The 12,574-nt window shown below is 77.4% G+C and carries 11 protein-coding genes; 8 read left to right on the top strand and 3 right to left on the bottom strand.

All coding sequences use genetic code 11. The features are described from left to right. The first annotated feature begins 73 nt into the window (after positions 1-73). The 7 genes from OG618_RS34175 (at position 74) to OG618_RS34145 (ending at position 8,276) form a co-directional block, all read left to right on the top strand. Positions 74-241: an SflA family class IV lanthipeptide gene (locus tag OG618_RS34175; RefSeq protein WP_329491507.1), complete on the top strand. Its 168-nt coding sequence runs from the start codon at positions 74-76 to the stop codon at positions 239-241. A 161-nt stretch (positions 242-402) separates the two neighbouring features. Continuing rightward, entirely contained in the window at positions 403-3,117 is a 2,715-nt protein-coding gene (lanL, locus tag OG618_RS34170) for a class IV lanthionine synthetase LanL (protein ID WP_329491506.1), read from the top strand. Between the two features lie 320 nt (positions 3,118-3,437). After that, positions 3,438-4,007, top strand: a complete 570-nt coding sequence (locus OG618_RS34165; RefSeq protein WP_329491505.1) for a hypothetical protein — start codon at positions 3,438-3,440, stop codon at positions 4,005-4,007. Next, positions 3,994-4,998 carry a class F sortase gene (locus OG618_RS34160; protein WP_329491504.1) on the top strand — a complete coding sequence of 335 codons (1,005 nt, stop codon included), beginning with the start codon at positions 3,994-3,996 and terminating at the stop codon, positions 4,996-4,998. The genes OG618_RS34165 and OG618_RS34160 overlap by 14 nt, the downstream gene beginning before the upstream one ends. Positions 4,999-5,233: 235 nt before the next feature. Next, the gene (locus OG618_RS34155) at positions 5,234-6,121 is read left to right on the top strand and encodes a hypothetical protein (protein WP_329491503.1); all 888 of its coding nucleotides are present in this window, start codon (positions 5,234-5,236) and stop codon (positions 6,119-6,121) included. Continuing rightward, positions 6,118-6,939 carry a response regulator transcription factor gene (locus tag OG618_RS34150; RefSeq protein WP_329491502.1) on the top strand — a complete coding sequence of 274 codons (822 nt, stop codon included), beginning with the start codon at positions 6,118-6,120 and terminating at the stop codon, positions 6,937-6,939. Before OG618_RS34155 ends, OG618_RS34150 begins: the two co-directional genes overlap by 4 nt. Further along, the gene (locus OG618_RS34145; RefSeq protein ID WP_329491501.1) at positions 6,936-8,276 is read left to right on the top strand and encodes a sensor histidine kinase; all 1,341 of its coding nucleotides are present in this window, start codon (positions 6,936-6,938) and stop codon (positions 8,274-8,276) included. The genes OG618_RS34150 and OG618_RS34145 overlap by 4 nt, the downstream gene beginning before the upstream one ends. A gap of 71 nt (positions 8,277-8,347) precedes the next feature. Here the strand turns inward: OG618_RS34145 and OG618_RS34140 are convergent, their stop codons facing one another. Together OG618_RS34140 and OG618_RS34135 are read right to left on the bottom strand one after the other, a co-directional pair. Further along, positions 8,348-9,376 carry a tetratricopeptide repeat protein gene (locus tag OG618_RS34140; protein ID WP_329491500.1) on the bottom strand — a complete coding sequence of 343 codons (1,029 nt, stop codon included), beginning with the start codon at positions 9,374-9,376 and terminating at the stop codon, positions 8,348-8,350. 339 nt (positions 9,377-9,715) lie between these two features. Further along, positions 9,716-10,546, bottom strand: coding sequence for an SDR family oxidoreductase (locus OG618_RS34135; protein WP_329491499.1), 831 nt, complete (start codon positions 10,544-10,546; stop codon positions 9,716-9,718). Positions 10,547-11,111: 565 nt separating this feature from the next. Between OG618_RS34135 and OG618_RS34130 the strand changes: the two genes are divergently transcribed. Further along, positions 11,112-11,429, top strand: a complete 318-nt coding sequence (locus OG618_RS34130) for a hypothetical protein (protein WP_329491498.1) — start codon at positions 11,112-11,114, stop codon at positions 11,427-11,429. A 91-nt stretch (positions 11,430-11,520) separates the two neighbouring features. Here the strand turns inward: OG618_RS34130 and OG618_RS34125 are convergent, their stop codons facing one another. Next, positions 11,521-11,955: a hypothetical protein gene (locus OG618_RS34125; RefSeq protein ID WP_329491497.1), complete on the bottom strand. Its 435-nt coding sequence runs from the start codon at positions 11,953-11,955 to the stop codon at positions 11,521-11,523. Positions 11,956-12,574: the final 619 nt, after the last annotated feature.

Raw genomic sequence — 12,574 nt, 5'->3', positions numbered from 1 at the left:
GGCGGGCCCGAACGAATGGCTAGCATGGGCGGCCCGCACGGGAATCAGCCAAGGTGAATGGGAGGAACCACCCGTGAGTGCACTGGTACTGGACATCCGCGACGCCGGCCTACTGGACATCGACGACGAGGTGATCGCGTTCGAGGACGAGTTCGACGCCGACCTCGCCCCGGCGGCCTGTCTCGCCGACCCGTTCGTCACCTACGTCCCCACCCGCTTCGACTGCGCGGTGGACGCCTGACCCTCGCCGGACACCCGGCCTGCGGGCGGGCGCCGCCCGAACCGCCGTGCGCCGCAAGCCCGCAGGCCACCGCACCGGCTCGCACGCCGTACCTTCTCGCACCTGCCCGCCGACACCCGGCGGGGTACCCGTGCGACCGGACCCCGGGACGTGGTGGACTCGTGCCGTCAGCAGCAGCACCCACCGGCGCGCGGCCGGACCCCGGCGCCGCCGGGGCTCTGCGGGCCCGGATCGCCGCCCTGGTCGCGGCCGCCCCGGGCTCGCGCCGCCAACTGCACTTCGCTGACGACTGGTTGTATCTGCACGACCCCGACATGCCGGCGCTCCCGCACGGCTGGAAGCTCCATGTGTCGGCCCGCCCCGACCGGTTCCCGCACCTGCTGGACGTGGTGGTCCCGATCCTGCTGCGGCGCACCTGCGACGCCAAGTTCGCCGCCAGCACCGCCGTGCTGCGCGAGCTGAACACCGGACTGCGCGACCCGGCCGCCGTGGGCAAGGCCGTCACGGTCTACCCGTGCCCGGGCGAAGAGGCCGCCCTCGCGGACGAGTTGGCGAACGCGCTGACGGGCTGGACCGGCCCCCGGGTGCCCAGTGACCGACAGCTGCGGGCCGACGCCCCGGTCTACTACCGGTACGGCCTGTTCCGGGTCGCCGCCGAGGACTCGACGCTCCTCATGACCGGCCCGGCCGGCGAGACCTTTCCCGCCCCGGCCGCCCCCCACTATCGCCAACCACCCTGGGTGAGCGACCCGTTCGCACCGCGCACCGCCCCGCGACCGACGAGCAACCGGATCGGCGACGGCGGCCGCTACCGGATCACCGCCGGCATCACCCGCGCACCGGGCGGCCATGTGTACCGGGCGGTCGACGTGGTCACCGGCCGCGAGGTGGTGGTGAAGCAGGCCCGCGCCTTCGTCGCCGAGGACGCCGCCGGCATCGACGCGCGGGGCAGGCTCCGGCACGAGCGACGGGTCCTGACCGCACTGGCGGGCGTGGGCGGAGTACCGCGCCTGGTCGACTACGTCCGGCACGGCGAGGACGAGTACCTGGTGAGCAGCGCCTGCGGCCGGCGCGACCTGCGTCGCGACGTGCTCGAAGGCGGCCCCTACGAGGCCCGTGCCGCCGGGCCCGGCGGCACGCACGGGCCGGGCCGCGACTGGTGGTCGCTGGCGCGCGGACTGCTCCGGGCACTGGACGCGGTGCACGCGCGCGGCGTGGTGATGTGCGATCTGAAGCCGGCCAACGTGGTGCTCGACGCGGCGGGCGGGTGCGCGCTGGTCGACTTCGGCATCAGCGCCCTCGACGGCGAACGGCCGCCCGGGACGACCCGGGGGTACGGACTGCCCGGCCCGGCGACCACGACCGCCCACCCCAGCGACGACTACTACGCGTTGGGGACGACGCTGCACTACGCGGCCACCGGTCTCGACCCGGTGGTGATCGACCCGGGCCGGGCCACCAACCGCGACCGCACGCTGGCCTGCCTGGCCGGTGCGCTGCCCGACCCGCAGCACCCGGCGGTCGCGCTGGTCGCGGGCCTGCTCGGCTTCGACCCGGCGGAGCGAGCGGCGGCCGCGGACGCCCTGCGCCACCACGCCGCGCCGCCCGGCACGGGCCTTGCGGGCACCGTGGGCGAGCGCAGCGACCGCGCTCGGCGCGTTCCCGCGCCGCCGCGTCCGCCCCGGGTGACCGCCGAACTGCTCGGCGAGGTCGTCGACCACACCGTCACCACCTGCGTGCGGCTGGCCGGCGAGCTGGTCACCGCCGATGCGCGGAGCAGGGAGCCGCGCGCCCTGCTCTCCTTCTACGACGGCAGCGCCGGGCTCGGTCTCGAACTGCTGCAGCACGCCGACCGCCCCGACGCCCGGGCGGCCGCCACCGCGCTGGCCCGGTGGACGGCGGCACACCCCGCGATCGACCGGCTCGGCCCCGGCCTGTACGAGGGCCGCACCGGGGTCGACCTCTTCCTCGCCCGGGCGGCCGACGTGCTGGGCACCGAGGAGCCGCTCGGCGCCGATCCCGGTCCGGGTGACGTCCGCTCCACGGACCAGATCTCCGGCGCGGCCGGCCTCGGAACCGGCCGGCTGCTGCTGGCCGGGCGAGCACGCGCCGCGGGTCGCGAAGCCGAGGCCGAGCAGCACCTCGCGACGGCCCGGGCCTGCGCCCGGCTGCTCACCGACGGCCGGGCCGACGGGCCCCGGGAGACGCCGAACCCGGGTACCGCCGCACTCGAGGAGGGCTTCGCGCACGGGCGCGCCGGAGTCGCCCACTTCCTGCTCGGCCTGTCCGCCGCGTCCGCCACCGCTGCCACAACCGCGGCTCCGGCCGGCCGCGGCGGCCTCGCCCACAGCGCCGAAGACACCGAGGCGGCCGCGGCGGCGGCGCGCCGTCTGGTGGACGCGCTCGCCGAGGACGTCCCCCGGCTCGTGGTGGCCGCCGGCCGGCCCGGGGCCACCCGCCGGTACGGGTCCTGGTGCCGGGGTCTGGCCGGCATCGGCACGACGCTCGTCCAGGCGGGCCGGTACTACTGCGCGGACGAGTTCCTCACCCGGGCCGCCGACGCCGCGCGAGCCTGTCGCGAGTCGGCCCCGAGGACGGCACCCGTCGTCCAGTGCTGCGGGCTCGCGGGCGCCGGGGAGTTGCTGATCGACCTGGCGCTGGCCACCGGGGACGAGCGGCACTGGGAGGCCGCCGAGGAGATCGCCGGGCTGGTCCTGGCCCGCAGCGGCGGCCGCGCGGGCCGACCGGTGTTCCCGGCCACCGATCCCACCGTCGAGTCCGCCGCCTGGGCGGTCGGCACCAGCGGTGTGCTCTCCTTCCTGCGCCGGCTCCACCGCCGGGGCGGCCCCCGGCTCGGCATGCTGCTCCAGCCCTGAACTCCCGGGCGCCGCAGGGGCGACAGGGCCTGGGTCGTTACCGGGCCGGACCGGGAGCGACACTGGGCGCCAGCGGCGCCACCGGCCCGCCGGGGCACCCCGGAACCTCCTCGGTAGGACCCGTACCCACCCCGCCGGAGCTCCGCCCGCCGTCCGCGACCCTTGCGCGCACCACGCCGTGCAACAGTCACGGCCGGCTGTTACCCAGCCGATGGACAGCCGTGACACGACCTCCCGGGGACCGCGACAAGGCCCTCCTACTGTCGGTCGGGACGCGCCGACCGCACGGTCGGCGCAACGCGACAAGGAGAGACGCCCGTATGTCGAAGCACCGCTCCACCCGCACCACCAACTCGACCGCCCGTCGGGCCCTGGCGGGCTGCACCATCGCGGGGGCGGCCCTGTTCGCCACCGTCTCCGGCGGCCAGGCCTGGGCCGACGGGGTCCGGACCCCGTCCCCCACCGCCCCGGCCGTCGACCACCCCGACCAGCCCGCCGCGGCGCCCTCGGCACCCGCCGCCAAGCCCAGCCAGCCCGCGCGTCCCGCCCCGGCCGTCTCCCAGCCGGCGGCCGCCAACGGTGCCGCCCAGCCCGCCCCGGCCGCGCCGTCCGCCAAGGGCGCCCAGCCCGCCCCGGCCGCCCCCGCCGCGCCGACCGTCACCCCCAGCGGCGCGGCGCAGCCCAGCCGCGGCCCCGTCCCGCAGGACAACTCCCGCACCGACCAGCCGCAGGTCAGGTCGGTGCCCCAGGGCGCCGCCCAGGCCGGCGACGGCAGCGGGGCCCTCGACGACGCCGGCACCAAGCTGGTCGGCGGCAGCGCCGCGGCCGCCGTCGGTGCGGGCGCGCTGGGCTTCGCGCTGCTGCGCCGCCGGTCCGGTGCGCGCGGCTGACGACGGTTCCGGGCACTCCGACGGCTCCGCGGCGGCAGCCGCTCCCGACGGGTCCCCCGTCGCCCGGCCCGCGTACGGCGACGTACGCGGGCCGGGCGACGGTCCCGGCCGGGCCGGAGCCGGGCCCGGAACCGATCACCAGGCGCAGCCGGCCCCCGACCCGGGCCGGGAGCGGGCGCCGGGCAGCGGCCCGGGCAACGGCCCGGGCAACGGCTCGGACACCGGGCCGACCACCCGCCGGGCCCGGCGCAACGCGACCCGGTGGTCCGGCGGCCGGCGGCCCCGGCGGACCGGCTGTTCCGGGTCGGTCGGCGTTCGCCGGGCCGCGCTCGGCGCGGGCGGCGTGCTCTGCCTCGTCCTCGGCGCCTCCGTCGCGCTGTCGGGCACGCAGACCCCGGTGGTGCGCATCCAGCCCTCCGTGAACCGGGCGGACCCCGCCGTCCCGGCCGCCGACCGGGCGGGCGGGCCGGCCGACGGACCGGCCGCGGCGAGCGGGGCGGCCACCCCGGCGCCGCGGCCCTTCGCCGCGTCGGCTCCGACCCGGCTGGTCGTCCCCTCGGCCGGGGTGGACGCGCCGGTCTCCGGGCTGGGTCTGAACCCGGACGGCACGGTCGAAGTCCCGTCCGCCGACCGGGCCGACGAGGTCGGCTGGTACCGCAACGGACCGACCCCCGGGGAGACCGGCCCGGCCGTCCTGATCGGCCACTACGACACCGTGCACGGCCCGGCGGTCTTCGCCGGTCTGCCGAAGCTCCGCGCGGGCGACCTCGTCCAGGTGCGGCGCGCCGACGGCAGCACCGTGGAGTTCAGGGTCCGCTCCCTGCTCCAGGCCGACAAGGACCGGTTCCCGACCGAGACGGTCTACGGCAACACCAGCGCGCCGGAGCTCCGGCTGATCACCTGCGGGGGGCGGATCGGTTCGGACGGCCACTGGACGGACAACATCATCGTCCTGGCCGACCTGGTCCCCCCGGGCGCCCCGGCGAGCTGACCGGGCGAACCGGCCGGCCGACCGGCCCGACCCGACCAAGGGACCGGGCGAACCGACCGGCCCCGGCCGGGTGCCGAGGCCGTCGCGCCCGCGTGACGGCCGCGGCACCCGGCCGCCGGGGTCTCCCCGCAGGTGGGCGGTGCCCGGGCGGGCGGAACCACCCGGTAGCGTTCGGGCGACCTATCACCGTGGGCGAACCGACGCCTCACCGCAGACCAGGAAGAGGACGACCACCGTGGCAGCAGCACAGCCACCCCGCCGAGGGCCCCGGGCGGCGGCGCGCGGATCCGCCGTCGCCGTCCTCGGCCTGCTCGTGGCGCTGGCCGGGTGCGCGACCCCCGGGGAACTGCGGGACGCGGGGGCCGCCCGGCCCGTGACGCCGTCCCCCAAGCCGCAGCCGCTCTGGCCGACGCTGGCCGCGGCGCCGTCGCCGACCTCCCCCGCCGCGTCCGAGACGGGCCCCGCCGAGCCACCACCGGTACCGGTGCCGGGTGTCGCCGTGCCCGGCCCGGACCTCACCTCGGTGGACCTGGGCGCCCTGCTGTCCAAGGACCCGGCCCTGTCCGCGGAGGAGCGGCGCGCCCTGACCGGCTGTCCGGACTGCGCGGTCCGCGACCCCGAGTTCCGCGATCTCACCGGTGACGGCCGCCCCGAGCTGATCGCCGCGGTCGCCACCGGCGGCTCGGTCGTCCTGCACGTCTACACCCTGGGCGGCGGCGGGGTCGTGCCCGTCCTCCGGGTGGCGGTGCTCCGGGCGTTCAGCGCCGAGACCCTTGCCGCCGACCTCTGGCTGAACGAGGCGACCACCCCCTCCTCCCGCACCATCAGCCACTACGGCTGGAACGGCACCCGGCTCGTCCTGCTGGAGCAGCGGGTCGAGGCGATCGGTCCGGTCACGGCGCCCGGCCACGGCCCCACCCCCGCCGACCGGCCCTCCGAGCCGGCCGGAGCCGCCCAGCCGAGTGCCGCGCCGTTCTCCGCCAAGCCCGCGGTCTCGCCCTCCAGCGGGGTGAGCCAGCCCCGCCGCCCCGACCAGGCGGTCCCGGTCCCCGCCCCCCGCCCGGGCACGGCAGTGCCGACCCCGGCTCCCCCGACCCCGGCCGCCCCGGAAGCGAAGCGATGACTCCCGCCCCCGTCCACCCGCACATCCTGATCGTCGAGGACGACGAGGTGATTCGCGAGGCCACCCGGATGGCCCTGGAACGCTACGGATTCCCCGTCAGCACGGCCGCCGACGGGCTGGAGGGGCTGGAGGCGTTCCACACCGCCCGCCCCGACCTGATCCTGCTCGACGTGATGCTGCCGCTCCTCGACGGGGTCGGCCTCTGCCGGCGCATCCGCGAGGAGAGCCAGCTGCCGATCCTGATGATGTCGGCGCGCACCGACCCCGTCGACGTGGTGTCGGGGCTGGAGGCCGGGGCGGACGACTACGTCGTCAAGCCGTTCGAGAGCGCGGTGCTGGTGGCCCGGATCCGCACGGTGCTGCGCCGGGTCCCGGTGGCGCCGGCCGGAGCGGCACCCGCGCCCGAACCGGCGGCCGGCACCGGAGCGCCGGCCGGGACACCCGCCGGACCCGCCACGCCCACCGCCACGCCCACCGCGACACCCGCCTCCGCGCCCGCCGACGCCGAACCGGCACCGGCGGCCCGCACGGTGCGCGCCATCGACGGACTGGAGGTGGACACCGACAGCATGGAGGTGCGGGTGGACGGCCGCCTCGTCCCGCTCACCCCCACCGAACTGCGGCTGCTGCTGGAGTTCACCGCCGCGCCGGGCACCGTGCTGGAACGCTCCGGTCTGCTCGAACGGGTCTGGGACTACGACTGGGGGGCCGACACCAGGGTGGTCGACGTCCATGTCCAGCGGCTGCGAGCCAAGATCGGCTCGGGTCGGATCGAGACCGTCCGCGGCTTCGGCTACAAGCTGCGGCGCCCGGCATGACCCTGCGCCGTCAGATCGCCACCGCCGTCGCCACGATCTCCGTCCTGGTCGCGCTGAGCGTCGGTCTGCTGGTCCACCAGGCGATGGTGCGTCAGCACGTCGACCAGGCCCGCCGGTCCGCGCTCGGCGCACTGGACTCCGCCCTCACCGCCTACGGCCGCAACGGCGAACCCGCCCGCCCGGGCGTCACGCTGGACGATCCGGCGCTGCCGCCCCGGCTGCGCGCGCTCGCGGCGGACGGCCGCCAGGGCTCCGTCCTGGCCACCGGCCCGCAGGGCGAGGCGATGTGGGCGGCCGCGCCCGTCGACGGCGCGGTGCTGTCCGTCCGGGTGGACTTCACCGCGGACCGCGGCGCCATCGGCGACCTCGACCGGATCATCCTGATCACCGTCACCGCCTCGGTCTTCACCACCGTCCTGGCGGGCGTGCTCGTCGCCGACCGGATCAGCCGCCGGCTGCGCACCGCCGCGACGGCCGCCCGCGAGATCGCCGCCGGGCGGACGGACACCCGGATGGGCGAACTGGGCGACGGCCGGGACGAGGTCGCCGACCTCGCCGCCGCCGTCGACTCGATGTCCCAGGCGCTGCACCGCCGGCTGGAGGACGAGCAGCGGTTCACCGCGGACGTCGCGCACGAGCTGCGCACCCCGCTCACCGGTCTGGTCACCGCCGCCGAACTGCTCCCGCCGGGGCGACCCACCCAGCTGGTCCGCAACCGCGTCCAGGCGCTGCGCTCCCTGGTGGAGGACCTGCTGGAGGTATCCCGGCTGGACGCGGACGCGGAGACGCCGTACCTGTCCCCCGTGCCGCTCGGCCGGGCCGTCCGGCGGACGGTCACGATCACCGGCCTGACCGTCGGCCTGTCCGTGCGGGCGGAGGGCGACACCCCGACCGACCCGGCACCCGGTGCCGACGGACCGGTGGTGCGCACCGACCTGCGCCGGCTGGACCGGATCCTGGCCAACCTGCTGGTGAACGCGGACCGGCACGGCCGGGGCCCGGTGCTGCTGAGCGTCGACGGGCTGCGGATCACCGTCCGCGACCACGGCCCCGGCTACCCCGACGACCTGCTGCGGCACGGACCGCAGCGCTTCCGCACCAGCGTGCGCGAGCGCGGGCGCGGACACGGTCTCGGCCTGACCATCGCCCAGGGCCACGCCCGGGTGATCGGCGCGGAACTGACCTTCGCCAACCACCCGGACGGCGGCGCCGTCGCCTCCCTCGTCCTGCCGACCGGGAGCGCCGGTGAGCCCCTCGCCGAGGAGCTCGGCCCGGGCGAGCAGTCCGACCCCGGCGAGCAGACCGCCCCCGCCCAGCCGGACGGCGCGCACCCGTAGGCACCGGCACGACGCCGGGCGCCCCGGCCGCTCGATGCGGCCGGGGCGCCCGGGTGTCGGGAAGCCGTCGGTCAGCCGTTGCTCTTGCTGAACGCCTCCAGCCAGCTGAGCTTCGGGCCGAAGAGGCCGACCGAGGCCGCGCCCGCCGCCAGACCGGACGACGACGACGGCTGGGGCTCGCTGTGCGCCAGCGCCGCGGTCGGCACGGCCACTACGGCCGCGGCCGCCAGAACCGCGGTGACGACGAACTTGCCAAGGTTTCCACGCACGGACATCTCACGCCTTCCAAGGTCATCACTGCTCTGCCACCCGCCCTCACGAACGGGCCGGGCCCGGAACGGGCCCCAGAGGCGCCCGGTGAGGGGCACCCGCGAAACGTTTGCACACGAACGCGGGCAAGTCGCCCTTTTCGCCACCCGAGCGGTACGAACGGGTGACAGACGTGCCCCGGTCGGGTGAGCCGCCCCGGCGAACGGCCCAGCGCCCGGCGCGGCGCGACAGCCCGTCGGTCGGCACGCAGGCGGCGGCAGGCAGGCAGCAGCACGCGGCGTCAGCGCGCGCACGGCGGTGCGGTGAACCGGCGGGTCGAGGCCAGCGCCCGGGCGGACGGCCCGCAGGGCGGCCAGGCCCTCGACCGCGATCGCCTCCGAGGCATGGTCGTCGCTGCGGTGGAACAGCTCCGCCGCCTCGGCCTGCGCGGCGGCGGCCCGGCCGAAGCGGCCCAGCAGCATCAGCACGTAGGCCAGGTTGTTCAGCGACTCCCCGCGCCCGTGGTCGTCGTCGATGGCCCGGAAGACCTCGGCGGCCCGGCCGAGCGCGTCCTCGGCCGGCCGGAGCCGCTCCGCCCGCACCAGCATGGTGCCCAGGTTGTAGAGCGCCGAGGCCTCGCCCTCGCCCTCGCCGCAGGCCCGCTGCAGCTCGGCGGCCCGGGTGCCGGCCGCGACGGCCTCGTCGAGCCGCCCGAGCTCACCGAGCACCGCGGCGCGCGCGGTCAGCTCCGCGGCCTGGCCCTTCGGGTCCCCCGAGTCCGCGAAGACCGCGGCAGCCTCGTCGAGGACGTCGACCGCCTCGTCGGCGCGGCCTGCCGCCCTGAGCGTCACGGCGAGCCGCAGGAAGGGCCAGCGGACCGGCCGGCCCGTACGGCGGGCGGCGTCGAGTGCGGCCCGCCGTGCCCGGACGGCCTCCGCCGGGTGCCCGGCCCGCTCCAGCGCCTCGGCGAGGTGGTCCAGGAACCATCACCTCGCCCAGCGCGTCCTGGGCGTTGGCGGCGTCCCGGAACCACTCCAGGGCCCGTCCGCATGCCGCCCCCCGGCTCGCACCGTTGCCCGCCACCCCGCCGGCCGGTCGCCGTAGCGGGGTCCCCGCGGGCCAGGCTACGACGGAGGGGGCCGCCCGGGAGGGCGGTTGCGGTGTCCGGCGCGGCCGGGCCGGTCGCCGGCTCAGGTCCGCGGCGGCGCCAACAGGGCCCGGGCGGCGGCGATCTCGGCGCGGGCCGCCTCCTCGACCGCCGTCAGGTGCTCGGCGCTGCCGGGCCCGACCGGTATCCGCACCGGGAGCGGTCCGGAGGCTTCGACGATCCGGAGCACCTGCCGGGCGAAGTCCTCGGGCCGGCCGACCCCGGGCACCTCGGCCAGCGCACCGAGCGCACTGCGCATCGGGCCGGTGAACTCCGCGTAGTCCGGCGAGCGGCCGGCCGCGTCGGCGAGCGAGGAGCCGTACCGGGTGGCGTAGCCGCCGGGCTCCAGCGCGGCGACCCGGATGCCGAACGGGGCCGCCTCGGCCGCCAGCGCCTGGGTCATGCCCTCCAGGGCGTGCTTGCCGGTGACGTACGCGGCCAGGCCGGGGAAGGCCGTCCGGCCGGCCAGCGAGGAGACGTTGAGGATGTGTCCGCCGCGCTGCGCGCGCATCACGGGCAGCGCCAGGCGGGCCAGCCGCCACGGGCCCACCACCAGGATCTCCAGCTGGTCCCGGAGTTCGTCGTCGCCCACCTCCTCGACCGCTCCGAAGAGCCCGCAGCCCGCGTTGTTGACCAGGACGTCCAGGCCGCCGAGGCGGTCGACCGCCACCGCGACGGCCTCCGCGCACTGCCCGGGGTCGCGGACGTCCAGGGCGACCGGGACGACCCGGCCCCGGTGCTCGCCGACCAGGCCGTCCAGCGCCACCGGCTTGCGGGCGGTCGCCACCACGGTGTCCCCGGCGGCCGCCACCGCTCTCGCCAGTGCCAGTCCGAGCCCGGACGAACAACCCGTGACCAGCCAACGTCGTGCCATGACGGCCCCCCTGACCTCGTGTGCGGTGTGTCCCGCCACGGTCCCAGAGCCGTCCGCCGCCGCCCAGAGCCGGAACCGACCGCCCTGCGGCGCGCGGTGGCGCGAAGGGGCGCGGGAATCCGCCACGCGCCCCTCGGCCGGGGCGGCCCCGAAAGGGGCCCCGGGGCCGGGCGGCGCTCCGGCCTCAGCTGCTCGCGAGGCCGTCGGCGCGGAGGGCCTCCAGGATCTGGCGCCCGGTCGGGTCCGCGAGCGCGCGGTAGAGCCCGGACCAGCCCCGGGTGTCTGTCACCCGTCATTTCCAGCAGGTCGGCCGCCTGACCGACACGTGGCCCACGAGAGTCGGGGGCGCCCCGGGGCGGACCGTCGAGCAGTCTCACCCGGTGGCGCGAAGTCGCCTGCTCATGTCACACGCCGTTGACAGTCATCACACATCCCCCTCAGGATTTCACCCGCCCCACACAACTGACGGCACCTCACCGACCCGTCGGAGCCGAGCGGAAACCGTCGGACCCCATCGGGCCCGTGCAGCCCTCGCGCGCCGCCGCCACTCCCGGAAGGACTCCCCATGCGCCGCACCACCGCCCTGCTGCTGACCTCCCTGCTCGCCTCCGCCGCCGCGCTGGCCGCCCCGACCGCCGCCGAGGCGCGGGCCGGCGCCGACAACCCGACCACCGGCTCGTGCGTCGCCTACCCCTCGGGCCCGTTCGGCGTCGGCGTCTGTTCCGGCCTCGAACCCCGCCGGGCCTGGTCCGTCTCGGCCAAGTGCATGTCCGGCCTCACCGTCACCAGCGGCCTGCGGCTCGGCGACGGCACCGCGACCGCCAACTGCGGCAACAGCCGGGTCTACACCACCCAGGTCTCGATCGGTCCGATCCTCCCGTAGGGCCGGTCTCCGGACTCCGCCGGCCGAGCCGACTGGGCGGGCGCCCCCGGAGTGCACGGAACGCAGTGGCGCGTCGGCCCGGCCGTGACCCTCAGGCGTGCGGCTCGACCGGTCGACCCGCCGGATGGGCCGTGCCGAGCGGAGCCAGCACGGTCGCGGCCGCCGTCACCGCCTCGGCGACCAGCGCCGCGGTGCGGGCCGCCTCGTAGAGGTGCTCGCGGGCGTCGCGCGCGGCCCGCAGGGCCTCGTGGGCCCGCTCCCCGTCGAGCCCCTCGCCGCGGGCCGGACCGACGCGCCCGGCCGCCTGCTCACTGCTGAGGAACGAGGCGAGCTGGTCCAGGAGTTCGGGCAGCCGGGCGGTCACCCCGGCCAGCGCGGCGACGGCCTCGACCGCGTCCCCCGGGAGCACCAGGCCGGGCGCTCCCCCGGGTGCACCGCTGCGCACCGCGGCGCTGAGCAACTCGGCCGCCTCCGAGGACAGTTCGGCAACGGACAGCGAGGGCGAGGGCGGTACGGCATCACTCACGGCGACTCCTCCTTGGTGATCGGCAACCGGGCCCGACCCGGGTGCCCGGGGCAACTCCGCGGGCCCGTCTGCCCCGTCGGCGCGCAGCCAGGCCTGCGCCGGCCCACCGTGGCAGGAACCGGTCACCACCGGCCGGTCAGGGCGCGGCGCGACCGCCGGCCAGGCGGCGGCACCCCGCGCCACGGCCGGAACGGGCCGACCCCAGAGGATCCCGGCCGACGCACGGTGGCGGCGGCCGACCGGGACCGGGCAGGGCGACGGCACCGGTCGCGATCGCGCCGTCACCGCCCGGGAGAGGCCCGCGACCGGCGGCATAGCCCCGAACACCGCAGCGGTCTCACCCGCGCCTCACCGCGACCTCCTGGGCGGCGCCGCCGCCCGGGCCGGCGGTGCGCCCGCGCCCGGCCGCGCCGGCGGCGGACCCCACTCATGAGGCTCCGTCGGACCCGGCACGAACGGCCGGCGGACGTTCACCGGGACATGGCTCGGCGCCATTCTTTCCCACCGCCACCGACGTCAATCCGGCGACGGCGGACATTCTTCGGCAGCGCGGCTTCGTTCACCATTCGGCCACACCACGGCGCCGCAATATCCTCAACAGCCATTGTGACACCGCATG

The sequence above is a fragment of the Kitasatospora sp. NBC_01246 genome, assembly GCF_036226505.1.
In the GTDB taxonomy this organism is placed as follows: domain Bacteria; phylum Actinomycetota; class Actinomycetes; order Streptomycetales; family Streptomycetaceae; genus Kitasatospora.
The sequence above is the reverse complement of the archived record's forward strand: the minus strand, read 5'-3'. Positions and strand labels throughout refer to the sequence as shown.